The sequence below is a fragment of the Kitasatospora sp. NPDC086801 genome (assembly GCF_044745805.1).
GTDB lineage: Bacteria > Actinomycetota > Actinomycetes > Streptomycetales > Streptomycetaceae > Kitasatospora.
The window spans coordinates 13,047-36,674 of sequence record NZ_JBIVAX010000045.1 but is presented as its reverse complement, the minus strand read 5'-3'; the positions used below and the strand labels follow the sequence as shown (position 1 = coordinate 36,674).

General features: G+C 74.9%; 22 protein-coding genes. 9 read left to right on the top strand and 13 right to left on the bottom strand.

Going from position 1 to position 23,628, the window contains the following annotated elements:
* Positions 1-241 precede the first annotated feature (241 nt).
* Positions 242-1,276 carry a LuxR C-terminal-related transcriptional regulator gene (locus ACIPLC_RS32340; RefSeq protein WP_400476596.1) on the top strand — a complete coding sequence of 345 codons (1,035 nt, stop codon included), beginning with the start codon at positions 242-244 and terminating at the stop codon, positions 1,274-1,276.
* A 51-nt stretch (positions 1,277-1,327) separates the two neighbouring features.
* Here the strand turns inward: ACIPLC_RS32340 and ACIPLC_RS32335 are convergent, their stop codons facing one another.
* The gene (locus ACIPLC_RS32335; RefSeq protein WP_400476595.1) at positions 1,328-4,090 is read right to left on the bottom strand and encodes a M4 family metallopeptidase; all 2,763 of its coding nucleotides are present in this window, start codon (positions 4,088-4,090) and stop codon (positions 1,328-1,330) included.
* A gap of 203 nt (positions 4,091-4,293) precedes the next feature.
* Between ACIPLC_RS32335 and ACIPLC_RS32330 the strand changes: the two genes are divergently transcribed.
* Positions 4,294-4,947, top strand: coding sequence for a class I SAM-dependent methyltransferase (locus ACIPLC_RS32330; protein WP_400476594.1), 654 nt, complete (start codon positions 4,294-4,296; stop codon positions 4,945-4,947).
* Positions 4,948-4,967: 20 nt separating this feature from the next.
* Here ACIPLC_RS32330 and ACIPLC_RS32325 read toward each other — a convergent pair whose 3' ends face one another.
* Positions 4,968-5,786: a helix-turn-helix domain-containing protein gene (locus ACIPLC_RS32325; RefSeq protein ID WP_400476593.1), complete on the bottom strand. Its 819-nt coding sequence runs from the start codon at positions 5,784-5,786 to the stop codon at positions 4,968-4,970.
* Between the two features lie 53 nt (positions 5,787-5,839).
* A complete protein-coding gene (locus ACIPLC_RS32320) occupies positions 5,840-6,493 on the bottom strand; it encodes a hypothetical protein (RefSeq protein WP_400476592.1) in 654 nt (217 codons plus the stop codon).
* 242 nt (positions 6,494-6,735) lie between these two features.
* Here ACIPLC_RS32320 and ACIPLC_RS32315 point away from each other — a divergent pair, with 242 nt between their 5' ends.
* Positions 6,736-8,031, top strand: coding sequence for a UDP-glucose dehydrogenase family protein (locus ACIPLC_RS32315; RefSeq protein WP_400476591.1), 1,296 nt, complete (start codon positions 6,736-6,738; stop codon positions 8,029-8,031).
* Positions 8,032-8,104: 73 nt separating this feature from the next.
* On the opposite strand, the gene ACIPLC_RS32310 is transcribed toward ACIPLC_RS32315, so the two are convergent.
* The 4 genes from ACIPLC_RS32310 to ACIPLC_RS32295 are packed head-to-tail and all read right to left on the bottom strand — an operon-like array spanning position 8,105 to position 12,136.
* Positions 8,105-8,467: a MazG-like family protein gene (locus tag ACIPLC_RS32310; RefSeq protein WP_400476590.1), complete on the bottom strand. Its 363-nt coding sequence runs from the start codon at positions 8,465-8,467 to the stop codon at positions 8,105-8,107.
* Entirely contained in the window at positions 8,464-9,312 is an 849-nt protein-coding gene (locus ACIPLC_RS32305) for a class I SAM-dependent methyltransferase (RefSeq protein ID WP_400476589.1), read from the bottom strand. The genes ACIPLC_RS32310 and ACIPLC_RS32305 overlap by 4 nt, the downstream gene beginning before the upstream one ends.
* Entirely contained in the window at positions 9,309-10,577 is a 1,269-nt protein-coding gene (locus ACIPLC_RS32300; protein ID WP_400476588.1) for a hypothetical protein, read from the bottom strand. The genes ACIPLC_RS32305 and ACIPLC_RS32300 overlap by 4 nt, the downstream gene beginning before the upstream one ends.
* Positions 10,574-12,136, bottom strand: coding sequence for a DNA polymerase subunit beta (locus ACIPLC_RS32295; RefSeq protein WP_400476587.1), 1,563 nt, complete (start codon positions 12,134-12,136; stop codon positions 10,574-10,576). The genes ACIPLC_RS32300 and ACIPLC_RS32295 overlap by 4 nt, the downstream gene beginning before the upstream one ends.
* A gap of 227 nt (positions 12,137-12,363) precedes the next feature.
* Between ACIPLC_RS32295 and ACIPLC_RS32290 the strand changes: the two genes are divergently transcribed.
* The gene (locus tag ACIPLC_RS32290; RefSeq protein WP_400476586.1) at positions 12,364-13,200 is read left to right on the top strand and encodes a GntR family transcriptional regulator; all 837 of its coding nucleotides are present in this window, start codon (positions 12,364-12,366) and stop codon (positions 13,198-13,200) included.
* A gap of 154 nt (positions 13,201-13,354) precedes the next feature.
* On the top strand, positions 13,355-13,816 hold the full coding sequence (locus tag ACIPLC_RS32285; protein ID WP_400476585.1) for an SRPBCC family protein: 462 nt from the start codon (positions 13,355-13,357) through the stop codon (positions 13,814-13,816).
* Positions 13,817-13,848: 32 nt separating this feature from the next.
* Here the strand turns inward: ACIPLC_RS32285 and ACIPLC_RS32280 are convergent, their stop codons facing one another.
* From ACIPLC_RS32280 to ACIPLC_RS32265, 4 genes are all read right to left on the bottom strand, one after another.
* A complete protein-coding gene (locus tag ACIPLC_RS32280; protein WP_400476584.1) occupies positions 13,849-14,526 on the bottom strand; it encodes a response regulator in 678 nt (225 codons plus the stop codon).
* The gene (locus ACIPLC_RS32275; RefSeq protein ID WP_400476583.1) at positions 14,523-15,881 is read right to left on the bottom strand and encodes a sensor histidine kinase; all 1,359 of its coding nucleotides are present in this window, start codon (positions 15,879-15,881) and stop codon (positions 14,523-14,525) included. The genes ACIPLC_RS32280 and ACIPLC_RS32275 overlap by 4 nt, the downstream gene beginning before the upstream one ends.
* Positions 15,882-15,977: 96 nt before the next feature.
* A complete protein-coding gene (locus tag ACIPLC_RS32270) occupies positions 15,978-16,829 on the bottom strand; it encodes an ABC transporter permease (RefSeq protein WP_400476582.1) in 852 nt (283 codons plus the stop codon).
* Entirely contained in the window at positions 16,826-17,794 is a 969-nt protein-coding gene (locus ACIPLC_RS32265; RefSeq protein ID WP_400476581.1) for an ATP-binding cassette domain-containing protein, read from the bottom strand. The genes ACIPLC_RS32270 and ACIPLC_RS32265 overlap by 4 nt, the downstream gene beginning before the upstream one ends.
* Before the next feature lie 336 nt (positions 17,795-18,130).
* On the opposite strand from ACIPLC_RS32265, the gene ACIPLC_RS32260 reads away from it, so the two are divergent.
* The 4 genes from ACIPLC_RS32260 to ACIPLC_RS32245 all read left to right on the top strand — a co-directional run bounded on the left by ACIPLC_RS32260 (position 18,131) and on the right by ACIPLC_RS32245 (position 21,831).
* Positions 18,131-19,036, top strand: coding sequence for a hypothetical protein (locus ACIPLC_RS32260; protein WP_400476580.1), 906 nt, complete (start codon positions 18,131-18,133; stop codon positions 19,034-19,036).
* 64 nt (positions 19,037-19,100) lie between these two features.
* Positions 19,101-19,982 (top strand): hypothetical protein, encoded by an 882-nt coding sequence (locus tag ACIPLC_RS32255; protein WP_400476579.1) that lies wholly within the window; start codon positions 19,101-19,103, stop codon positions 19,980-19,982.
* The gene (locus ACIPLC_RS32250) at positions 19,979-20,869 is read left to right on the top strand and encodes a hypothetical protein (protein WP_400476578.1); all 891 of its coding nucleotides are present in this window, start codon (positions 19,979-19,981) and stop codon (positions 20,867-20,869) included. Before ACIPLC_RS32255 ends, ACIPLC_RS32250 begins: the two co-directional genes overlap by 4 nt.
* Positions 20,866-21,831, top strand: a complete 966-nt coding sequence (locus tag ACIPLC_RS32245) for a hypothetical protein (protein WP_400476577.1) — start codon at positions 20,866-20,868, stop codon at positions 21,829-21,831. Before ACIPLC_RS32250 ends, ACIPLC_RS32245 begins: the two co-directional genes overlap by 4 nt.
* Before the next feature lie 21 nt (positions 21,832-21,852).
* Here the strand turns inward: ACIPLC_RS32245 and ACIPLC_RS32240 are convergent, their stop codons facing one another.
* Together ACIPLC_RS32240 and ACIPLC_RS32235 are read right to left on the bottom strand one after the other, a co-directional pair.
* Entirely contained in the window at positions 21,853-22,902 is a 1,050-nt protein-coding gene (locus ACIPLC_RS32240) for an endonuclease/exonuclease/phosphatase family protein (RefSeq protein WP_400476576.1), read from the bottom strand.
* Positions 22,903-22,911: 9 nt separating this feature from the next.
* Positions 22,912-23,562, bottom strand: coding sequence for a M15 family metallopeptidase (locus ACIPLC_RS32235; RefSeq protein WP_400476575.1), 651 nt, complete (start codon positions 23,560-23,562; stop codon positions 22,912-22,914).
* Positions 23,563-23,628 lie beyond the last annotated feature (66 nt).

Below are 23,628 nucleotides of genomic sequence, written 5' to 3'. Positions count from 1 at the left end.
ACCTCGCGGTCCGCCAGAGCGCCCGGCGGCGCACCTGGGCCACTGGCGCATGTGCGCCACCGGTGCGGGTAGCCTCCGATGGCCCGTCCGGGTGGCACCGGCACAACGACAAGCCGACAAACCGACGAGCAGACGGGCCGACACCGCGACACCGCGACACTGCGACATAACGGCACAACGGCACAACGGCACAGCGATGAGCCGAGGAGCCGACGAGCCGACACACCGATACACCGACACGATGACGGGGGGCGTCGTGCACGACGTGCTGGATCCCGACTCCGAACGCGGCCGGGTCTACCGCTGCCTGGTCGGCCGCCCGCAGGCGCGGGCGGCGGAGCTGGCGGCCGGGGCCGGCCTCGGCGAGGGCGCCGTCCTGGCCGTGCTCAGGGAACTCGCCGACGAGGGCATCGTCGTGGCCTGCACCGGCGACGGCCCGCGCGGCGACGGCCCGCGCGGCGACGGCCCGCGCGGCGACGGCCACCGCGACCGCGCCTGGGAGGCGCTGCCGCCCGGCCGGGTGGTCGAGGCGGTGCTGCAGAGCGACGCCGTCCGGCAGGCCACGGCGCGCCGGGCCGGGGCGGAACTGGAACGCCTCTACCGCTTCGCCCGGCGCGACGCCGGCACCTACGGCGCCCTGGAGGTGGTCGAGGACGCCGCCCAGGTGCTGGCGGCCAGCCGGCGCCTCCAGCTGGCCGCCCGCCACCAGGTGCGGGTCATCGACGTGCCGCCCTACTCCGGCAGTTCGGCCTACTACCTCGACCAGGAGGTGCTGCAGCGCCAGCGGATGGCCGCCGGGGTCGTCTACCGCTCGATCTACCACGGCTGCGCCTTCGACGACCCGGTCGCGGGCCCCAACATGGCGCGCATGATGGAGGCGGGGGAGCAGGCCCGCACGCTGGACGATCCGCCGCTCAAGCTGGCCCTGGGCGACGACGACCTGGCGATCGTCACGCTGGCGGCCGACGGGCGCCCGGGCGTCGTCTCGCTGCTGATCCGGCCCTCGGGCCTGCTGCGGGCGCTGGCCGCGGTGTTCGAGACGCTCTGGCGGCTGGCCGTCCCGGCGTCGGTGTCCGCCGCCGACCTGCAGATCGGCGAGCGGGACCGCCGCATCCTGACCCTGATGGCCAGCGGTGCCACGGACGACGCCATCGCCCGGCGGCTGGGGCTGGGGCGGCGCACGGTGGTGCGCCGGGTCTCGGCGCTGCTGGCCCAGCTGGGGGCCACCACGCGGTTCCAGGCGGGCGTGCAGGCGGCCCGGCGCGGCTGGCTGTGAGCCGGTCGCGCCGGGCCGGACCCCTGGGGGGTGGGGGTCAGGGAAGGGTGGTCAGCAGGTGCCCGCCGCGCGGTCGCGCACGACCAGGTCGGTGCGGCCGGGGGTGGAGTCCAGCCAGACGACCCGGGTGCCCTGGTCGGCCGCGGGCTGGTCCTGGCCGCCCCGGTCGCAGGAGAGGCGCTGCGGGGTGCCGCCGCCGGTCGGGAGCTGCCAGAGCTTGGGCAGTGCGGCGTTGGTCCAGCCGCCGGCGGGCTTGGTGCTGTCGACCCTGTAGGTGACGGCCTGGTCGGAGGCGGCGAGGTTGCTGTAGCGCGTCGGGGCGTTCGGCGAGTCGGCGGAGAGCACCTCGTTCACGCCGGAGCCGTCCAGGGCGCCGGAGCGGAGGGAGGAGCGGGTGCCCGCGCCGTTGGGGGTGTCCAGCCACAGCAGCCGTCCGCCGGCGAGCCGGGCGGAGGAGGCGGTGCTCGCGGCGGCGCCGGGGGCGGCGTGCGCGGTGTACTGCGCGGTGACCTTGCCGGCGGCGATCGAGTAGACGGTCGGCGCGGTGACGCGCTGCTGTCCGTCCTGCCAGGACTCGGTCCAGGCGAGGTAGCCGTCCTTGAGGGTGAGGTCGTCCGGGTGGTGCCCGGCGGCCAGCGGCAGTTCGACCGCGGGGGCCCCGTCGTGGGACAGCCGGATGCCGGTGCGGCCGGCGGCGAAGTCGTTCACGGTGAAGGCGATGTCGCCGCCGGAGATCTGGGCGTTGCCGGGCTCCTGCCCGGGGGCGAGGAACAGGCTGCGGACCGGGCCGGCGCCGGACAGCGGCGCGGTCAGCAACTCCCGGCTGTGGTCCTGGGCGGTGTTGCCGATGGCCTTCCACACGGCGTTGGTGCCGTCGGTGGCGGGCCAGCTGTGGTAGCGGCCGTCGTCCGGGCTGAGCCGGACGGGAGTGCCGCGCCCGGTGGTGGAGCCGGTGTACAGCGCGGTGGTGGTGCTGCTGTTGCCGCCGCCCGTGCCCTTGACCGGGTCGGGGGCGGGGGCCATCGCCACCCAGTGCCCGCCGCCGGCGGCCGGGGGCGCCATCGAGTAGGAGAGGTTGCGCGCCAGCGTGCGGCTGTCCATGCCGATCCGGCTCTCCCAGCCGGGCTTGATCCCGTGCGCGTCGAACGCGGCTGCCACGGTGCGCAGTTGGGCGTGGCTGAGGCCGAGGTCGCGGCCGGCCGCCAGGGCCGCGTTGCGCCCGGCCACGAAGTCGTCGAGCGGGGTGAGGTAGGCGGTGAGCGCCCGGTAGACCACCCGGTCGGCGGTGAGCGGGTCGAGGGTGCGCCGGACGTCCCACAGGGCGCCGCTGAAGATGGTGGCGTTGAGGTGCTGTCCGCCGTTGTCGACCGTGCCGCCGAGGTAGTCGTCCACGGTGGTGCGGTGGTCGTCCATCCGGCGGTCCGCGCAGGCCTGCGGGGTGCCGGTGCGGCACTTGCTCTCGCCGAGCAGCGCGGCCGCCGGGTCGTTCATGGACATGCCGCGGGCGGTGACCTCGATGGCGTTGCCGAAGTAGTCGGCGATGCCCTCGTTCATCGCGCCGGCCTGGCCCATGCCGGCCAGGTCGGCGGTGTTCGATATGACGCCGTGGGTCATCTCGTGCCCGGCGATGTCGAGGGCGGCGGAGAACGGGTAGTAGTTGGGGCCCCCGCTGCCGTAGACCATCTTCTTCCCGTCCCAGTACGCGTTGGCGTAGGGGGCGCCGTCCTGGGTCACGTTGACGACGGAGGTGATCGCGCCGCCCTTGCCGTCCAGGCCGTTGCGGCCGAACCGGTCGTGGTAGAAGTCGTACACGATACCGGCGTTGACGCTGGCGTCGGTGGCGCCGCTGGTGCCGGCGGAGGCCGGGAAGTCCGGGCCGGGGGAGTGGGCCGGGGGGAGGTCGGCGGGGATGCCGCCGCCGAAGTCCATCTCGTCCCGGCCGCCCGCGTCGTAGGTGGTGATGGCGGCGGGCCGGGTGAGGTCGGTGAGCTGGTAACTGCCGTCCGGCAGGCGGGCGATGTTCACCTTGGCGGAGTTGCCGCGGGCGTCCGGCGCGGTCCCGGTGGCGGGTTCGAGGCCGTCCGCGGCGGGCGCGGCGGCGGCGCGCTGGTCGGTGCCGCCCGCCGGGAGCGGGGCGCGGGTGTCGTAGGCGAGGGCGACCACGCCGACGGTGGCGTCCACGAAGACCTCGCGGGCCGCCGGCCCCCCGGTCGCCGGGTCGGCGGCGTGCACGGTGAAGCGCTGGGCGAGCCGTCCGGCGCCGTCCGGCAGGACGACCAGGCCGTGGTCCTCGGCGGTGGCCGCGGCCCGGGCCTTCGGGTCCTGGACCGAGCCGAGCGCCAGCTCCCGCAGGGTGGCGGCCGGGACGGTGGCGGTGGTCGGCGCGGTCAGGCCGGTGAAGTACTTGCCGCCGACCGACTCGACGCGCTGCCCGGCGCCCTCGCCCGTCAGGTGCACCAGGTACTGCGCGCCGAACACGGGCACGCCGTCGTGGCGCTGCTCGAACCTGACGGTGCGCCGGCCGTCGGCGGTGCTCTCGGAGCCGACCTCGGCCAGCTCGCCGGGGTCGACGTGGTAGCGGTCGGCGTGGGCCGCGAGGTGGGCGCGGGCGGCGTCGGCGGGGCTGCCGACGGCCGGCTCGGACAGACCGGTGACCAGCTGCGGGGCGGCGGTGTCCTGACCGGCCACCAGCGCGGGCAGCGGGTCGGGGGCGGCCGCGGGCCCGGCCAGGGCGGGCGGCGCGGCCAGGGCCAGCGCCACCACGGCGGTGGCGCCGATGCCGAGCGCATGGGAGGTGCGGGAACGACGGGGCACGGAGGTCCTCTCGCAGGGGTCGGACAGGTGATCGCGGCAGGCCGGCCGCGCCGGACCACCGCGACGATCACGATAAGTCATCCAACGTCATATGTCGATAGACTTTCTATGCGGGCGGGGTCCCGTGGAAGGCCCCAACACCCGCTGCCCGGCGAGCGATTCGTTCAAGACGCCACCACACCCCCCGGCCGACACTGACCCCCATGACCGATCGCGCCTTCACCCCCGCCGCCGGCCGCCTCGGCCCCGTACGCCTCTACGACCCCATCGTGTCCCTCACCCGCGAACGCCTGTGGCGCAGCCTGCTCGCCATGCACGTGGCCCCCCGCCCCGACGACGTGATCCTCGACGTCGGCTGCGGCACCGGCTCACTGGCCGTCCTCCTCGGCCGCGTCGAACCCCGCGCCCGCGTCATCGGCGTCGACCCCGACCCCACCACCCTCGACGTGGCCCGCCGCAAGGCCGCCGCCGTCGGAGTGGCCCCCGAATGGCACATCGGCATGGGCGACGCCGTCGCCGACCTCGTGGGCGCCGAAACGGCCGACACCGTCGTCTCCAGCCTCGTCCTCCACCAGTGCCCGATCCCCATGAAGCAGGCGATCCTCGCCTCCATGTACGCGGCGCTGCGCCCTGGCGGGAAGCTCGTCATTGCCGACTTCGGGCGCCAGCGCACGGCGGCCATGCGCCTGGCGTTCCGCATCGTGCAACTGGCGGACGGCAAGGAGGACACCCAGCCCAACGCCGACGGCATCCTGCCCCGGCTGATCGCCGAGGCCGGATTCCACGGCGTGCGCGAGACCGAGACCGTCTCGACGCTCACCGGCTCGCTGTCGTTCTACGTCGCCCGCCGCGAGTGAGCCGATGGACAGGGCGGAACTCACCGCCAGGACACGGCAGTTCGGTCCGGTGCCGTTCGGGTCGGTGCCGTTCGGTCCGGTGCAGTTCGGTCCGGTGCCGTTCGGGTCGGTGCCGTTCGGTCCGGTGCCGTTCGGGTCGGGCCCGCCGCCGCGCGCGCGTCGCGCATCACCGGTAGCACCGCCGACGGCGTCAACCCCGTCATCTCCCGCATCTGCCGGCTGAAGTGCGCCTGGTCCGCGAAGCCGCCCGCCAGCGCCGCCTCGGCGAGCGTGCGCCCCTCACCCAGCGCGTCGGCCGCGCGGGCCAGCCGCCGCCAGATCCGCCAGCGCGCCAGCGGCACCCCCAACTGCCGCCGCGCCAGCGCCCGCAGACGCTGCGGCGAAAGTCCCACCCGCGCCGCCAGCCCCGCCAGCTCGACCCGGTGGTCCGTCAGCGCCTCCATCGCCGTCCACAGCCGCCCGTCCACCTCGGCCGACGGCAGCACCCCGGACGGACACAGGTCCTCCTCCACCAGGTCCCGCCACTGGGGTGCCACGGTGACGCCGTCGCCGCACCCCGCCCGCAGCCGGTCCGCGAACGCGCAGTGCGGATCGACGAAGAACGCCACCATCTCCCGCACCGGCGCCATCCGGTGCCACACCATCGGCGCCACCACCACCGCCGCGCCCCGGTGGCGGACCCCGGCCCCGTCCACGATCGTCACCGCGCCGCCCGCCGCCGCGACGGCGACCTGGAACGCGGCGTGCCGATGCGGCACGCTGTCCGCCAACGGCCCCCGGTACAGCGCGTACCCCGCGCCCACGACGAAGCGCGGCCCCGTCCCCTCCCACTGCCCCATCCGCCCGATGCTGCCAGAGCACGCCACCCGCCACCCCGGATTCCGGCCACCCCCTAGCGCCGCAGGCCCACCTCGCGGGCCTTCCAGGCCAGGGCCGCCGAGAACCGGACCGTGCCCACCAGCCCGGCCAGGGCGAGCGCGATCCACAACGGGATCCCGAGCAGGCTCGGCCGGCCCGTGATCATCCGCCCGCCGGCGAGCCACACCCTGGTCTCGTGGCCGTCCGGATACAGCTTCCCGGTGGGCCGCTCCTCGCTGAACTCCCGGCCGTCGGCGCTCCAGTGGTACGTGCAGCCGTAGATGTCGCGGCCGACGTTCTGGTCGTCCAGCTCCCGGCCCGTCGTCCGGCAGCCCGTCACGGTGGCCGTGACGCCGGGCGGCTCGTGCAGCCGGGTCCGCACGCCGTAGGCGGCCTGCGCCGCCGCGAACACCGTGCCCAGGGCGAGCACCAGCAGCAGCACCAGCGCCACCACGGCGGCGACGTATTCGACGGCGGCGACCCGACGCAGCAGCGGCAGCGAGGCGCCCACGGCCGCCACCAGCGCGACCCCGCACACCACCAGCCACCACCGCCGGTCGCCCGGCAGGTCCTGCGACCCCGCCCACACCACCGGCCCGGCCGCCACCCCCAGCACCGCCACCCCCGCCACCACACCCACCGCACACCGCCGGTGCAGCGCCCCCCACTCCACGGAAGCCTTGCGCACCACCCCGCCCCCTCTCCCCGCCGCCCACCCGCCCGATCCTCCCCCCTCCCGCCCCCCGACGCCGCCGCACCACCCGAGCGGTGACAGACCCGCGACATCGCCACACCCGCTGCTCTGGTCCAATTGCCCATTTTCACAAGGCTATTGACTGATCATCGGGCTGACCGGATGGCTGGTTGGAGGTGGACTACAGTGCTGGGACGGTCCTGAGCCGACGATGCCTTCGAGAACGGATGCGCGCCATGGACAACCCTGCTTCCCGTACGATCGCGGTCTTCGGCGCCGGCTACATCGGCCTGGTGACCGGGGCGTGCCTGGCCGAGCTCGGCCACCGCGTGGTGGTCCGCGACATCGTGCCCGCGAAGGTCGAGGCCCTGAGCCGCGGGGAGGTGCCGTTCCACGAGCCCGGGCTGAGCGAGTTGATCCTGGGCAACACGGAGCGGCTGCGTTTCACCCTGGACGCCCGGGAGGCGCTGGCCGGCGCCGAGGTGGCGTACGTGTGCGTGGACACCCCGCCCACCCCGGCCGGGGACGCCGACCTCTCGCGGGTACACGCGGTGGTGGACGACCTCGTGTCCGCGCCGCACCTGGCCGCCGTGGTGGTCAAGAGCACCGTGCCGATCGGCACCGGCGACCGCATCCGCGAGCGGCTCGACCGCGCAGGCCTGAGCCACGTCGGCTACGCCGCCAACCCGGAGTTCACCGCCGAGGGCAAGGCAGTCTCGGACTTCCTGCACCCGGACCGGATCATCGTCGGCGCCGACGACGACGCGACGGCCGACCTCGTCGCCGACCTGCACCGGGACGTGGACGGGCCGGTGGTGCGGATGGACGTGCACTCCGCCGAACTCGCGAAGCTCACCGCGAACGCCCTGCTGATGACCCGGATCTCCTTCGCCAACGAGATCGCGACGCTCTGCGAGGTCACCGGCGCCGACATCGAGAAGGTGATGGGGGCGGTCGGCATGGACCCCCGGATCGGACCGCAGTTCCTGCGCGCCGGACTGGGCTGGGGCGGATCCTGCTTCCCCAAGGACGGCGTCGCCCTCAAACAGCTGGCATCCAACGACGGCCTGTACCTGCAGCTGCTCACGGCCGTCATCGAGGTCAACAACCTCCAGCCCCGCCGTGCCCTGCAGCGGCTCAAGGACGAGCTGGGCGGGTTCGGCGGCAAGCGGGTGGTGATGCTCGGGATGGCCTTCAAGGCGGGCACGGACGACATGCGCCAGGCCCCCAGCGCGGTGGTGGCCTCGCGGCTGCTCGCCGAGGGCGCCGAGGTGCGGTGCTGGGACCCGCTGGCCCGGGTCACCGAGCCGGAACCGTGGGGCAGGACCACCCGGTACGACGACCCGCGGGAGGCACTGGCCGGGGCCCACGCGGCGATCGTGGTCACCGAGTGGCCGCAGCTGCGCGAACTGGACTGGGCGGACGTCGCCGACTCGATGGCCGCGCCGGTCCTGTTCGACGGGCGGAACCTGCTGGACCCGGCGGAGATGCGCGCGGCCGGCTTCACCTACCTGTCGGTGGGCCGCTCCTGACGGGCCCCTTGGAACAGTGCTGCCCCGACGGGAGGAACCCAGCAGGGGCAGCACCGTTCCCTGCCCCTGCGTCCTACGTGCGGCCGGCCCGCTCGGCGACGGTCCGGATGTGGTGGCCGAGCCGGTCCATCGCGGTGCCGGGCTGTCCGGCCCGGGTGCGCAGGTGGTCGACGGCGAGCAGCGCGGCGGTGGCGACGTCCAGGAGCTCGCGTTCCACGTCGGCGAGGTCGCCGACGGCGCCTTTGCGGGGGTTGGCGCCGGTGGCGCCGATCAGCGCGGCGACCGCCTCTCCCGCCTCCTCGCCGACCTTGCCGACCCTGCTCCACAGCAGGGCCTCCGCGTTGCGCCGCCGGTTGGCCGGGGAGGCGTCGATCCACGCGGAGACGGCATGCAGCACCTCGCCGAGGTCCCGCTCCCCGGTACTGCCCAGGCTCACGGCCGGCCCTCGCGGGCGGCCACGGCCGCGACCAGGACGTGCTCGGAGGTCCCCAGCACGCTGGGGCGGCCCTCCAACAGGCGCAGCAGGTAGAGGATCTCCTCGCGGCGGGCGGGGTCCTGCAGCATGCCGCCGATCCCGGGGATGAGTTTGGCCGGGCCCTCGACCGGGAGGAGGGCGCGCACGCCGAGGCGGGCGGCGGCGGCTTCGGCGGCGAGTTCGTGCGGGTCGTGGAAGTAGGCGGTGGTCCACAGCCTGGGGTCTCGGCCGGGGTTGTCGTGGCGCCCGGTGCGCAGGTGGCCGGTGGCGGTGTCGAGGGCGCCGGGCAGGTCGAGCTTGCCGGCGGCGAGCATCTCCCAGGCGGTGTAGTAGCGGCTGGCCCCGGCGGCGACGGCCACGCCGCCGGGGCGAAGGACGCGGGCGGCCTCCGTCCAGGCGCGGTGGCGGTCGCCGGCGTCGGGCAGGTGGTAGAGCGGGCCGAGCAGCAGCACCGCGTCGAAGGAGGCGTCCGGTTCGGGCAGGGCGCGGGCGTCGCCGACGGTCGCGGCCGCGAGCGGGCGGTCGGCGGTGCGGGAGGTGTCGGTTGCCTGCTGGACGTGCAGCGGGACGGCGTCGAGGAGGGTGACGTCGTAGCTGGTGGCGGCCAGGGCGAGGGCGTAGCGTCCGGGGCCGCCGCCGATGTCGAGGATCCGGGCGGGGGCGGGCGGCAGGTGGCGCTCCAGGATGTCCATGGTGCGCAGGTACTCGATCGAGCGGCGCGGGTCGGCCAGGCGCTGCTGCTCCTGGCCGAGCTGGTAGAAGTCGAGGACGGCGGGGTCGAGGTGCGGGTCGGGCGGGGTGGTCACGCGGGCCTCCTGCTGGTGGCGGTGAAGCCTGCGGTGGTGGCGTAGGCGGTTTGGAAGGCGTGGCGCATGCTGGCGTCGCCGGAGGTCATGGCGGGTCCGTGGGTGCGGTCGGCGGCGGAGGCGACGGCACCGCCGAGGGCCGGGCTGGAGCCGATGGAGCTGACCGTCTTGACCTGCATGACCAGGTAGAGCTCGCCGGTGTCGGAGATCGGGCGGTGGGTGGAGATCTGGTCGGGGGTGCACAGGGAGAGGTTGTAGCTCAGGCCGTCCAGGGTCAGGCAGCGGTTGGCCAGGTCGGAGCGGTGGCGCAGCAGCCGCATCTGCCGTTCGGGCAGGTCGCGCAGCACCGTGCGCAGCCGTAGCAGGAGGGTGCGGGACTCGGCGGTGAGCCAGGGCAGGGCGGCGAGTGCGGCTTCGACGTCTGCGATGGGGCGCAGGGCGGGCCGGTGCCAGGGGCCGGTGGGTGACTGGTCGTCGGTGAGGGCCGCGCGCAGCAGGCGGTAGGCGGCGGCCGCGGTGCCGTGGAGCATGCGCAGCAGGTCCCGGAACTGCGGGGTGGTGAGGTAGGCGAAGCCGGGCAGGCGGACCTTGAGGCCGACGGGCAGGTGCTGGTCGGCGTCGCGGGCGGCGTCCGGGTCCAGGAGGCGGCACGCGGCGGGGACGCGGTCGGTGCGGATGGCGTCGAGCAGCACGTGGTGGGCGAGGTAGGCGGTGGGGTCGACCAGGGAACGGCGCAGCGTCGGGTCGGCGACGGCGGCGAGCGGGATCGGTCGGATGGTGCGGCAGTTGCGCGGGTGCCAGGCGTTGCAGTGGATGTGCATGCGTTTGTCCCACCACTGTCCGTTGTCCCGGTCGCGGGTCGGGTCGTGGTTCCAGCCGATGCCGATCCGGCCCCGCTGCAGGCCGAAGGTGCGGACGGTGTCGGGGTCGGAGAGGTAGTCGACGAAGTCGGTGACGGCGTCGAGCAGCGCGGTCAGGACGGTGTCGGGCAGTTCGCCGACGCTGGTGCGCAGGATGTCGTCGCGGCCGATCAGCAGCATCAGGTCGTACAGGGTGTGCGGGAAGGCCTTGTCGATCAGGGCGATGCGCTCGGGCTCGGTGCCGACCGGCTTCTCGCCGAGCAGGAACGGGCCGTAGTGGTCGCGGTAGGCGCCCTGGTTCTCCCGCTCGGCCGGTGGGGTGGGCAGGCGGGGCGCGATGAGGGCGGTGTTGACCGGCAGGGCCAGCGCGGCGTTGGGGTAGAGGTCGTCCAGTGTCCTGGTCACGACGTTCCTCCGGTGCGCTCGGTGGCCGGTGCGCCGGTCTGGGCGGGGACGGCGGCCAGGCGGGTGCGGGCGATGTCGCGGCCGGCGGCGATGCCCGTCATGGCGGCCTGGACGATGCCCTGGGCGATGCCCGCGCTGTCGCCGACGACGTACACGGGCAGGCCGGGCACGCGGCAGGTGGTGTCGATGGCGGGTTTCTCCCAGAGGAATTCGAGTTCGGGGCCGACGACGAGGACCTGGTCGTCGAGGGCGGCCTCATTGGCGCTGTGTCCGGCGTGGTCGAGGATCGCGGCCATCAGCCGGGCCAGGCCGGCGGTGAGGCTGGCGTGCTCGTCGTCGGTGAACAACGCGTCGACCCGGGCACAGGTCAGGTCGGCGACGGAGGGCTGGAAGGGCATCGTGGCGGCGAGGCCGGGCCAGGGGGCGGTGTCGGCACGGCGGGCGCGGAACGCGCCGAGGCTCTGGGCGAAGGGGTGGCTGCCTGTCAGCTCCCGGTAGGTGGCGAGGAAGCTGTCGCGCGCCTGGTGGGCGTCGCCGCGGCCGGAGACCTGGCACAGCAGGCCGAAGTTGGCGGCCAGCGCCCGGCCGTCGGCGGGGGCGGGGCGCTCGGTGGTCTCGTGCCCGTCCAGGGTGATGACGTCCTCGCCGAAGGCGCCCTCGTAGTTGGTGAACTTGATTCGGCCGCCGTTGGGGCCGCCGCAGAAGCAGAACGTCTTGACCTTCCGGGCCCCGGCGTCGAGCTGGGTGATTTTGAGGTCCGGGTGTTCTTCGCCGATCGCGGCGAGCAGCGGGGCGGCCATCTCCAAGCGGATGCCGACCGAGATGTCCGGCTGCTCGGTCGCCACGCCGAGGGAGTGCAGCAGGCGGGTGGTGGAGGTGACGCCGCGTCGGCCGGTGGCGAGGACCAGGTGGTCGCAGGTGATGGTCCGCGCGGTGCGGTGGGTGTGGACGATGAGCTGCACGCCGGTGCCGGCGGGCTCGGCGGCGGTCAGTTCGCTGGTGTGCAGCAGGGCGATCCGGCCCGAGAGGCGGTCGTGGAACCCCTCGATCACGCGTGCGAGCTCGCTCTCGCTGAGGACGGCCACCGGGTACTCGCGGATCGCCAGGTGGTGGGCGTCGAAGGCCGCCACGGCGCGGTCGGTGAGGCCGACGCCTTGCAGCGAGGGCGCGTCGATGAGCGGTTCGGTCAGCCAGGAGAAGGCGGTGGCGCACAGGTCCTGGGCGGCGCGGGCGCCGAGGTGGTCGATCAGGCGGCGGCCGGACGGCAGGAGGCTGAGCTTGGCGCCGTCGCCGTAGTGCATGCTGCCGCCGAAGCCGGAGACGACGTTGCAGATCCCGGCGCAGCCGGTGCAGGCGAAGCCCTTGTCGACGGGGCAGGGGCGGCGCCGGTAGGAGCGGCCGGCTTCCAGGAGGAGGACGCGCAGGTCGGGGCGGCGTTCCAGGATGGCGCGGGCGCAGGCGAGTCCGGCGGGGCCGGCGCCGGCGATGACGACGTCCCAGTGGTCGGCGGCCGGTCGGGGCTGCGGGGCCCGGGTGCGGCCGGGAAGGTGACGGTTCATCGATGGTCCTCCATCGTGGCCGTTGGGTTGAGGGGCTTCCGGGCGTGGCTCAGCCTGTGGTGAGCTGGCATGGAAGACGTGAACTACAACGGGTGTCGCTAAGATCACACATCGTTAGTCCTAGCTCTTAATATCGGCCTCTTGTGGCGCGCAGTCAATAGAGCTAGGACTATTTTGGGGATCGGGCTAGGCCACCCCCAGTACCACCACGCCGACCGGAGAAGCCGATGGACACCCCCGCGTACCGCCAGCTCGCCGACGACCTGCGCACCGGCATCACCACCGGCCAGTACCCACCCGGCACCACGCTCCCGAAGATCACCGACCTCGCCGCGCAGTACGGCATCTCCAAGCAGACCGCCCGCGAGGCCGTCACCCTCCTTGAAGAGGAGGGCCTGGTCGAGGTCGTCCGCCGCCGCGGCACCGTCGTGCGGGCGCTGCCCGAACGGCGCCGGCTCTCCCGCAGCCGTCAGGTCCACCGCGACGAGCGCGGCTACTTCTTCGACCCCACCGCCCAGCCCTGGATCGCGCTGTTCAAGCCGACCGTCGGCTGGGGGCCCGTGCCGCGCGACATCGGCGCCGTCCTGGGTGTCCTGTCCCACGACGAGGTCCTGGTCCGCGACCGACTCATGGGCACCCCCGACACCCGGGAGCCCACCCAGATCGCCACCAGCTACCTGCCTGCCGCCGTCGCCCGCGGCACACGGCTGGCCGAGGCGGACACCGGCCCCGGCGGCATCTACGACATCCTGGAGCACGACCTCGGCCACGGCCCCCTCGCCTGGCACGAGACCATCACCTGCCGCATGCCGGCACCCGACGAGGCCGCCAGGCTCGAACTCTCCAAGGGTGTCCCGCTGCTGCGGATCGTCCGCGTCACCACCAGCCCGTCCGGAGCCGTCGTCGAGGTCAACGACACCCGGATGTCGGCGGAGAAGTTCGAGATCGGCTACCCGCTCACCCGTCACTCCGCCGCCGCATGGCCGGTGCAACACCTGGCCGGTCCCACGTCGCCGTCCTCGACGGCACCGTCACCACCGACCGCGCCGTCGACCTGCTCATGACCCGCACTCCCGAAGCCGAATGGTAGGCAGGCGGCATCGCCACCCCCGAGGACGCCCCCACCCGATGTCACGGTTTCGGTCCGCGCCCGGTCTTCATCGGTGAACAGGGCGCGGCCGACACCCGCGCCGCCCGGCTGGAGGAGAGGGACGAGCCATGGAGACCGTGACCGTGCGACGGGTCGTCGAGGCGCCGATCGCCGAGGTGTTCGACTGGTGCGCCACGAGCACCAACTACACCCGCTCCCCGTTCGTGCTCAGGGCGCGGCTGGCCCGGCCCGGGGCGGGCGCGCCCTACGGGGTGGGCGCCGTGCGGCTGCACACCTGGCTGATCGGCTGGTTCAACGAGCGGATCACCGCCTACAACGCCCCGCACGGCTTCGACTACACCGTCGACCGCAGCTTCCCGCCGGCCCGGCACGAGTTCGGCCGGATGACCTTCGAGGAGGTTCCCGAGGGCACCCTGGTCGTCTGGACGACCGGCTTCGCGATCCCCGTACCCCTCGTCGGCGCGGCCCTAGCCCGCCGGGTCGGCAAGCCCGTCATCGCCCACGTCTTCGGCGCCATCCTGGCCGCCGCCGCCACCGACCTCGAAGCCGCCCCGAAGAAGCGCCCCTGACACCGCACCCCCCGCGGCAGGAGCGGGCCGGTTCAGGCCGGCGGGTTGGGCCGGTTCAGGCCGCGGTCGTAGGCGAAGATCACGGCCTGCACCCGGTCCCGGGCGCCGATCTTCGCCAGCACCCGGCTGACGTGCGTCTTGACGGTCGACTCCGCGAGCACCAGGCGCTGGGCGATCTCCCCGTTGGTCCAGCCCCGGCCGACGGCGACCAGGATCTCGCGCTCACGCTCGGTCAGGGCGTTCAGCCGCGGGTCGTCCTCGGCGGCCGCGCCGGCCGGGCGCACGGGCAGGTGGTGGGCGTAGGCGTCCAGGAGGCGCCGGGTGACGGCGGGGGCGACGACGGCGTCGCCCTCGGAGACGGCGCGGATCCCGGCCAGCAGCTCCTCCGGGCGGGCGTCCTTGAGGAGGAAGCCGCTGGCACCGGCGCGCAGCGCGGCGTGGGCGTACTCGTCGAGGTCGAAGGTGGTCAGGACGAGGACGCGCGAGCGCCCGCCGGTGGCGACGATGCGCCGGGTGGCCTCGATGCCGTCCATGCCGGGCATCCGGATGTCCATCAGGACGACGTCGGGCCGCAGATCGGCCGCCAGGCGCACGGCCTCGGCACCGTGCGCGGCCTCGCCGACGACCTCCGTGCCGGGCTGGCTCTCCAGCAGCATCCGGAAGCCGTACCGCTGGAGCGGCTGGTCGTCGACGATGAGGACCGTGGTCACGTCAGGCCGCCTGTCGGATCGGGGGCGAGGTCGGGGGCGGGGCCGTCGGGCCCGTCGGGAGTGAGGTCGAGGACGGCCTCCACGGTCCATCCTGCCCCGGGCCCGGGCCCGGCGGTGACGGTGCCCCCGTACAGGGCCGCGCGCTCGCGCATGCCCGTGAGACCGTGCCCCTCCTCGCCCGCCGCACCGCCCCGCACCGCCCCGCCGGGCGGACCGCCGTCCCGCACCCGCACCCGCAGCCGGCCGCCCTCGGCGGCCAGCGTCACGTGCACCCGGGTGTCGGCCCCGGCGTGCTTGAGGGTGTTGGTGAGCGCCTCCTGGACGATCCGGTACGCCATCAGCTGCACCCCGCGGTCCAGCCCCTCCACCTCGCCCCGCGCCGTGTACACGACCTGCGGCCCGGCGGCCCGGATGCGCGCGCACAGCCCGTCGAGGTCGGCGATGCCCGGCTGCGGGGCGAACTCGGCCCCCTGCTCGCCCTGGTCGCGCAGGACACCGAGCATGCGCCGCAGCTCGCCCAGCGCCTGGCGGCTGGTCTCCCCGATCAGCAGCAGCGCCTCCCGGCCCCGCTCGGGGGAGGCCCCGGTCGCGTACGCGCCGCCGTCCGCCAGGGTGATGATCACCGACAGGTTGTGGCCGATGATGTCGTGCATCTCCCGGGCCACCCGGGTGCGCTCGGTGGCGGTGGCCAGCCGACTGCGCTGGTCGCGCTCGACCTCCAGACGCGCCGCCCGCTCGCGCAGCCCGGCGAGCTGCGCCCGGCGGATGCGCACCGCGATGCCGACGGCCACCGCCGCCGTCGCCGCGCTGAACAGGAAGAACAGCGCGTCCCCGACCGGCAGCCCGCCGGACAGCTCCACCGCGACCAGCGCCGCCGCGCCGGCCATCGCCGCGCACGCCCACGCCAGGTGCCGCAGGCTCCCGTGCAGGGCCAGGCTGTACAGGGCGACGAGCAGGGCGACGTCCGCGCGCAGCGCCACCCCCAGCGACCACTGCAGGACGAACACGGCCGCGACCGCCGCGAACGCCGCCGCCGGGCGCCGCCGGCGCCACAGCAGCGGCAGCAGCAGCCCCGCCTGCAGGGCCAGCATCGCCGCCAGCGGCGGACGGGTGAAGACGATCCGGTGCTCGCGCGCCCGCTCCCCGCCGTCGTGGAAGGGCAGCAGGTCCGGCAGGCAGAACAGCAGGAAGACCGCGGCCACCACGGCGGTGTCCAGCACCCACGGGTGGTCGCGGTCCGCCTGCCGCGCCCGCTGCCCGAGCCGGGCCAGGCGCGCGAACACCGGGTGCCCCGACAGCGGGTCGCCCCCCGGCCCCGGCCCCGGCCCCGCAGCCCAGGTGTCCTGCTCGCTCACGGCGTCACCTTCGTCCAGAACGGGTACGGAACGCCCCCGGTGCGGCACCCGGCTCAACGGGTACCGCACCGGGACGCCCACGGAGTCTGCCAGCCCTCAGGCGTCGCTGCGCACCAGGCGCACGGCCGCGCCGGCCAGGGCGAGCACCGTCCACAGCAGGAAGACCGCCAGCCCCGCGGCGGGCGACAGCGTGGCCGCGTCGTGGTGCAGGGCGAACATCGCCTCGCCCGCGTGGCTGGGCAGGTAGGGGCTGATGTGGTCCTGCCAGGACGAGGGCAGCAGCGAGATCAGGCCGGGGACCAGCATCAGCGAGGCCACCAGCACCGAGATGCCGCCCGCCACCGACCGCAGCAGCGCGCCCAGGGCGACACCGATCACGCCCACCAGGGCGAGGTAGAGCCCGGCCCCCAGCAGACCGCGCAGGACACCGGCGTCGGAGAAGGTCATCGCCGCGCGGGTGCCGGAGAGGATGCCGCTGTCGGCCGTGAAGGCGACGAACACCCCGGCGGTGCCGAGCAGCAGCACCACCAGGCCGTACACCGCCGCCTTGGACCACAGCACCGGCAGACGGCGCGGCACGGCGGCCAGGGTGGAGCGGATCATGCCGGTGGAGTACTCGCCCGCGGCGACCAGCACGCCGAGGACGCCGAACGCCAGCTGTGCGAAGTTGGTGCCGAACAGCGACAGGCTCAGGGCACTGGCGTCGGCGAAGTCCCCCCGGTCCATCGGACGGCCCGAGGTGATCCTCGACTTGAACTGGAACGCGGCGATCAGCCCGAAGGCGACCAGGAACAGCATGGCCAGGCCCAGCGTGATCCAGGTGGAGCGCAGCGACCACAGCTTGGCCCACTCCGAGCGCAGCACGCGCGCGGGCGTCACCCGGTAGGCGGGGCGCGCGGGCCGCCGGTCGGCGGCCGCGGGCGTCTGGCTCGGTGCGATGGTGCTCATGCCGCGCTCCTCGGGGACTCGGCGCCGGCACCCGCGCCGACGGCGGGCCCGGTCGCGGTGGTGGTGCCGTGGTACTCCACGGCGTCCCTGGTCAGCTCCATGAACGCCTCCTCCAGGGAGACCGTGCGGGTGGTGAGCTCGAACAGCGCGATGCCCTGCTCGGCGGCCCGCAGGCCGATCTCGCGCGCGGGCAGGCCGGTGACGAGCAGCTCCTCCGAGCCGGAACGGCCGGTGACCTCCACGCCGGGCCCGGCCAGCGCCGTGCGCAGCCGGGCCGGATCGGCGCTGGCCACCTTCACGACGTCGCCGCCGGCCTGGCGGACCAGGTCCTGCACGGTGGTGTCGGCCAGCAGCCGGCCCCGCCCGACGATGATCAGGTGGTCGGCGACGAGGGCGACCTCGCTCATCAGGTGCGAGGACACGAAGACGGTGCGGCCCTCGGCGGCCAGCGAGGTGAGGAGGTTGCGGATCCACAGCACGCCCTCCGGGTCGAGGCCGTTGACCGGCTCGTCCAGCATCACCGTGGCGGGGTCGCCCAGCAGCGCCGCCGCGATGCCCAGCCGCTGGCCCATGCCCAGCGAGAACGCCCCGGCGCGCTTCCCGGCCACCGACTGCAGCCCGGTCAGCTCGACGACCTCCTCCACCCGGGAGCGCGGGATGCCGTGGGTGTGGGCCTGGGCCATGAGGTGGTTGAACGCGGAGCGCCCCGGGTGGATCGACTTGGCCTCCAGCAGCGCCCCGACCTCCTGCAGGGGCGCCGCGTGCGCGGCGTAGCGGCGCCCGTTGACGCGCACCGAGCCGCTGGTGGGCGCGTCCAGTCCGACGATCATCCGCATGGTGGTGGACTTCCCGGCGCCGTTGGGCCCGAGGAAGCCGGTGACCGTGCCGGGCTTGACCGTGAAGTCGAGCCGGTCGACGGCGGTCTTCTCCCCGTACCGCTTCGTCAGCTGGTGTGCCTCGATCATCCGCTCACCCCTATGCTCCGGGGCCGGACCGTCCCGGCCTCCCTCACACTCCACGCTAGGTGCGGCGCCGGCGCGATTCGTGGTACCCCGGACCGATCATCGGAGCGGCCGCGGTACCGCGGTACCACGCCCGGTTCGCCTGTTGCGGTTGCATTACGACGTGTCCGATTCATCGAGTAATGGACCGGAGTGCGGCGATTAAATTTGTTGGCAGTGGTGCGGACGGTCTCTCATAATTCCTGCTGAGACGCGTGATGGACGGTCCGGAGAGCCGCTGGGGGAGCGGTTTGCGAGGGAGTCCGTGCGCGAGATCCCACATTTTCCCGGGGGAGTTCCTTGTCCGCGCCCGAAAACGAAATAGCCGCCGTTCCGGAGCAGCCCGCCGCCGTTCCGGAACCGGCCGCCGTACCGCAGCCCGACGCTGCGCCGCAGCACCCCGCCGTACCGCAGCCCGACGCTGCGCCGCAGCACGCCGTCGCACCCGAACCGGCCGCGCGCCGGCTGCCGCGCGCCGTCGGCGTCGCCCTGGCCACCGCCGGCCTGCTCGCCGTCACGGCGACCAGCACCGCGGTGACCGTCGCCGTCGGCAGGCCGGACGCCCGCCCGGCCGCCGCCGCACCCGCGCCGGCCACCACCACCGCCTCCAGCCCGAGCCCGACGGCCTCCGCGACCCCGCTCCCGGTGCCGACGCCCAGCGCCGCCCCGACCGCCCCCAAGCCGGCCAGCACCGTCAAGGGGACCGTCAACGGCGGCAAGCACGAGGGCGACCTGCGCTACTTCCTGCTCCCGATCCCGGACGGCGGCGAGTCGTACGGGCCCGCGGACGGGATGACCATGAGCGACGACGACGTCAGCGTCCTGTTCGGCAAGCAGGACGGCATCATGGACATCCTCGGTTCGTACGGCTACCAGGCGGGTGCCACCCGGATGTACCGGACGGCCGACGGCAAGGCCGAGGTGACCGTCACCCTGCTGCGCTTCGGCTCCACCGCGATGGCGGGCCGGTTCGTCCAGGGATACACCCTCAAGTCGCAGGACCCGATCGACATCGACGGCGACCCGGATGCCCACGGCTACCTGAACAAGCCCAAGCAGCAGGCGTACACCGGCTCGATGACCGGCATCTCCAGCCAGGGCGACGTCCAGTACACGATCGACGTCGAGGTGAAGGGGACCCCGGACAAGGCGCTGCTGAGCGGGCTGATGAAGCGCCAGCGCGAGTGGCTCGCCTCCGGCGGCTGAACCCGCGCCGCCGCCCGCCCGCCTGCCTCCGACGCCGTCCTCCTCCCTCCTCTGGAGCCACCCCGTGACCACCGAACCCGCGCTGCCCCCACCCGGCGCCGCGCCGGCGCCCGCCGCCCCGCCGCGGCCCCACACCGCGCCCGCCGAACCGCCTTCCGCCGAACCGCCCTTCACCGAACCGCCGTCCACCGCCGAGGCGTTCCCGCCCGCCGCGCCGGCTCCCGACCTGCTGTCGGCCGGCCCCGAGCGGGCGCCCCGCACCCCGCGCCGCCCGCGCCCGGTGCTGCTGGCGGTGTCCGGCCTGGTGCTGGGCGCCCTGGTCGGCGGCGGCGTCGGCTACGCCGTCCAGGCCCAGCGCCCGGCGACGCCGCTGCCGCCGATCCAGGTCGCGCGCCCGTCCTACCCGGCCGTGGCGGTCGACCCGACCGCCTTCGCCGCCCAGCAGCCCAAACCGCTGGCCATCGACGGCGACCTGCTCAAACTGCTGGTCAGCGCCCCGGACGGCAGCGCCGCCTGGGGTGACTTCCCGGACAAGCCGAGCTGGCTGTCGGTCGGCGAGCTCGCCGACCGCGGCGCCAGCGCGGCCAGCGACTTCAAGGACCTGAACGCACGCGGCTTCCGGCGCGCGGCCGAGGTGGACTGGAAGAAGGACGACGCCAGGTACCGCGTGTCGCTGATCCAGTACGCGCCGGATCACGCCGGCGAGGCCGCCAAGCACACCGCCGCCGTCCACCTCGGGGAGGCGTTCGCCGACGGCGCCAACGGCGGCTACCGGGTGTACGCGGAGCCGGACCACTGGGCCGACAGCGCCGATCAGTTCTACTACGGCCACGCCCTCGCCCAACGCGGCACGGTGGTGATGGTGGTGGAGGTCTTCGGCACCAAGCCGGTGAACCCCGACGTCGTGAAGGACCTCGCCAAGCAGCAGTGGGAGCGGCTGGTATGACCGACAACAGCATGACCGGGACCCCGGCCGCCACGCCGGCGCCGACCGCCCCCGAGGCGGCCCCGGCCGCCGTCGAACAGTCCGTCGCCGAGCAGCAGTCCGCCGCCGATCCCGCCGCGCCGACCGCCGCCGATCCCGCCGCCCCGCGCCCCGCCTCCCGCCGCCTGCTGCGCGCGGGTGCCGCGACGGCCGCGGCGGCGCTGGCCGGGGTGGCCATCGGCATCGGCATCGTCAAGACCCAGTACGACGACCCCGCCCCGGCCGTCGCCGCCGGGCCGTCCGCCGCGCCCGCGCCGACCGCCACCGCCACGCCGTTCGGCGCCAAGTCCAACGGCAACCACTTCGGTTCGCTGCGCGACCTGCTGCTGCCCGTCCCGGCCGGCTACGAACCCGGCCCGGACGACGGCGGCTACGGCAACGACACCGAACTCGGCGCCGAGTTCCTGTCCGCCGAGCTGGACGCCGAACTCCAGCAGATCCCCAAGGACAAGCGCGACAAGCTCCGCTCCTACTGGGAGGGCCTGCACGTCAAGGCCACCGGCGTGCGCACGTACCGCACCGGCGAGGGCGACCTGGTGGTCGGCCTGAAGCTGCGCCAGTTCAACCAGCAGGAAGTGCAGAAGCTCAACGAGTACACCGCGGTCTTCACCGGCGACACCGGCCTGTTCCGGATCGGCCCGGAGATCCCGGGCCACCCCGAGGCGCACTGCTACCTGATGCCGGCGCCGCCGTCCGCGCCGATCGACAACCTGGAGTGCTCGGCCGCCGAGGGCGACCTCCTGGTGGTCATGAACGTCGAGGGCGTGGCGCCGCTGCCCAAGGACCGGATCGTCGCCCTCTTCACCCTGCAGCTCGACCGCCTCGCCCGACCGGGAGCGTCCGTATGACCGACCACGCCACCCCGCACGAGTCCGCCGTCCCCGCCGAGGCCGTCGCCGAGACCCCCGCGGACACCCCCGCCGAGGCCGTCGCGCAGACCCCCGAGGAGCACGAGGCCCGCCTCGCCCGGCGCAGCGCCCGCCGCAGGGCGGCCGCGCGCTGGGCCACCGCCACCCTGGTGTTCGCCCTCGCGGGCACCGGCGCCGCACTGGCCGTCACCGCTCCCGAGCGCACCGACCTCCCCGGCCTGGCCACCCCGGGCGACGGCCGCTACACCTTCCCGCCGCTGACGCTGCCGCCCCTGCCGTCCGGCAGCAGCACGCCGGACCGGACGGGCAGGAACGCCCTGCACGCCGCGGACCTGCGCTACCTGCTGCTGCCCGCCCCCAAGGAGGCCGGCGGCGCCCTCACCCCGGCGCTCCACCCGACCCCGACCCCGACCCCCACCGCCACCCCGGCCGCGAGCCCGACCGCCTCCCCGTCGGCGAGCGCGAGCCCGTCCACGGCCCCCTCCGGCCAGGCCCCGGCCGAATGGGTCACCTGCGACGCGATCCTCGCCGAGCAGCAGGACCCGGCCGAGCTCCGCGAACTGCTCCTGCGGGACGCCTGCCGCGCGGCCACCGTCCGGGAGTGGACGGCCTCCGACGGCACCCGCACCCAGATCCGGCTGCTCCGCTTCGGCGCCTCCTACGAGTCCTGGGAGGTCTTCTCCGCCCTGCGCTCCAACGCCCGGCCCAAGGCCCTGCCCGGCGCGAAGAGCACCCCCCACGGCGTCTGGGACACCGTCGAGGGCATCCACCTGGACGCCCAGGAGGCCGCGGCGACGGGCGCCAAGGGCGCCCCGACCGCCCGCCTCGCCTACCTCGCGGCCTCCGACGTCGTCGCGGTCATCACCATGACCAACCCCGACGGCGTCCCGGCCGCCCCCTTCCGCCAGGTGGTCACCCTCCAGTCCGACCTCCTCGCCTGACACCGGCCCGCCGCCCGCCCCTCATGCCGCCAGCCGGGCGGCGGCGGGCCGGTGGTCGCTGGAGGTGGCGGGCAGGGTCCAGGCGGCGGTGGCGGGCAGGCCCCGGGTCAGGACGTGATCGATCCGGGCCAGCGGGAAGGCCGCCGGCCAGGTGAACCCGAAGCCGCCGCCCGCGGTGTCCTGCGCGGAGCTCAGCCGGCTGGTGACCGGGGCGAGCGCGTGGTCCCCGGCGGCGGTGTTGAGGTCGCCCAGCAGCAGCACCCTGTGCAGGGGCTCCTCGTCCAGCGCGGCGCCGAGCGCGGCGAGGTTGCGGTCGCGGTGGGCGGTGGCGAAGCCGGTGAGGTTGAGCCGGACGGAGGCGAGATGGACCACGTACACGGCCAACGGCCCACCGGGGCCCTGGACTTCGGCCCGCAGCGAGCGGCTCCAGCCCGGGTCGATGGTCAGCCGCCGTGAGTCGGTCACCGGGTAGCGGCTCCACAGCGCGACGGTGCCGATCCGCGTGTGGTGCGGCAGTTCGGCGTCCAGCACGTGCTGGTAGGCGGGCAGCGCGGCGTCGGTGACCTCCTCCAGGGCGACCAGGTCGGGGCGGGCGGCGAGCAGCGCGCGGGCCGTGCCGGCCGGGTCCGGGTTCTCCGCGCTCACGTTGTGGGTGACCACGGTCAGGCCCGCACCGCCCCCCGGCGGCGGGCCGCCGCTGACGAGCACCGGCCCGAACACGACGGCCCACACCGCGGCCAGCACCACCGCGGCGCACGCCGGCACCGGCGCGCGGCGCAGCGCGGCGGCGAGCAGCACGGCGGGCACCACGGCACCGGCCCAGGGCAGGGCGCTCTCCCACAGGCTCCCCAACTGGACGCCCAGGCTCGGCACCCGCCGGTGACCGGCCAGGGCGAGGGCGGTCAGCAGGGCCAGGGCGGCGGCCGGGTGGCCGCGCCGCCAGCGCCCGACCGGCGGACGCCGCTGCCCCCGCCGCCGGCGCCGACGGCCGGCCGGGCGGGCGGCACCCGCCGGGGCGCCCACCGCCCCCGCCTCCGGGCCCGGCGCGAGCTCCTCGTGCGATCGGGTCATGGACGCCCCCTACCCGGCGGCGTCGGGCAACTGGGCCGGACAGGTCCCGCCAGGGCTGGTGCGCAGCTCGAAGTGCCAGATCTCGTTGGCGTACACCTGGCAGAGCCCGTACCGGGCACCGTGCTGGATCAGCCAGTAGTCGGCGTTGGTCGGGCCGAGGTCCACCGCCTTGCCCGAGACGTGCGCCGACTTCTCCGGCGTGTTCACGAACTGCCTGGCCCGCTCCAGGCTCCCGTACTTGGCCACCCCCTTGTCGAGCAGCCGCTGCTGGTACTCCTTGCTGCGCCAGCCCGAGGTGACGGTCATCTCGATGCCCTGGGCGCGCGCGTCCCGGGCGGCCTGCTGGACGGCTTCGAGCAGTGGCCCGTCCAGGTTGCGCACCGCCGGAGCCCCGGTGTCGAACGGGGTCAGCGTCGTGCCGTCGGGAATGTCGCCGTCCGCCCCCGCCGAGGAGCCGGACCCCGGAACGAGGACGGAGGAGAACGGCGAGACGGTGCCCGCCAGGGTCCGCAGCGCCGCCTCGGTCGCCGGCGGATCGGCGGCCGCGCAGGCGCCGGCCAGCGCCAGCACCACCACCGCCCCGGCGCCCACCGACACCGCCCGCCGGCCACCCCCCACCGTCCGCCACCGCGTCGCCTCCTGGCGCGTCGTCCCGTCCATCCCTGCCTCCCGGCGCTCGTCACCTCACCGCGACGGGGAAACCCGGCGGCCACACCATGGGAGGAA

Coding starts and splice junctions, on each gene's coding strand:
- ACIPLC_RS32235 (WP_400476575.1), bottom strand. CDS start 23,562: ATGGACGGGACGACGCGCCAGGAGGCGACGCGGTGGCGGACGGTGGGG.
- ACIPLC_RS32315 (WP_400476591.1), top strand. CDS start 6,736: ATGGACAACCCTGCTTCCCGTACGATCGCGGTCTTCGGCGCCGGCTAC.
- ACIPLC_RS32325 (WP_400476593.1), bottom strand. CDS start 5,786: ATGGGGCAGTGGGAGGGGACGGGGCCGCGCTTCGTCGTGGGCGCGGGG.
- ACIPLC_RS32290 (WP_400476586.1), top strand. CDS start 12,364: ATGGACACCCCCGCGTACCGCCAGCTCGCCGACGACCTGCGCACCGGC.
- ACIPLC_RS32265 (WP_400476581.1), bottom strand. CDS start 17,794: ATGATCGAGGCACACCAGCTGACGAAGCGGTACGGGGAGAAGACCGCC.
- ACIPLC_RS32250 (WP_400476578.1), top strand. CDS start 19,979: ATGACCGACAACAGCATGACCGGGACCCCGGCCGCCACGCCGGCGCCG.
- ACIPLC_RS32270 (WP_400476582.1), bottom strand. CDS start 16,829: ATGAGCACCATCGCACCGAGCCAGACGCCCGCGGCCGCCGACCGGCGG.
- ACIPLC_RS32330 (WP_400476594.1), top strand. CDS start 4,294: ATGACCGATCGCGCCTTCACCCCCGCCGCCGGCCGCCTCGGCCCCGTA.
- ACIPLC_RS32245 (WP_400476577.1), top strand. CDS start 20,866: ATGACCGACCACGCCACCCCGCACGAGTCCGCCGTCCCCGCCGAGGCC.
- ACIPLC_RS32340 (WP_400476596.1), top strand. CDS start 242: ATGACGGGGGGCGTCGTGCACGACGTGCTGGATCCCGACTCCGAACGC.
- ACIPLC_RS32285 (WP_400476585.1), top strand. CDS start 13,355: ATGGAGACCGTGACCGTGCGACGGGTCGTCGAGGCGCCGATCGCCGAG.
- ACIPLC_RS32240 (WP_400476576.1), bottom strand. CDS start 22,902: ATGACCCGATCGCACGAGGAGCTCGCGCCGGGCCCGGAGGCGGGGGCG.
- ACIPLC_RS32295 (WP_400476587.1), bottom strand. CDS start 12,136: ATGAACCGTCACCTTCCCGGCCGCACCCGGGCCCCGCAGCCCCGACCG.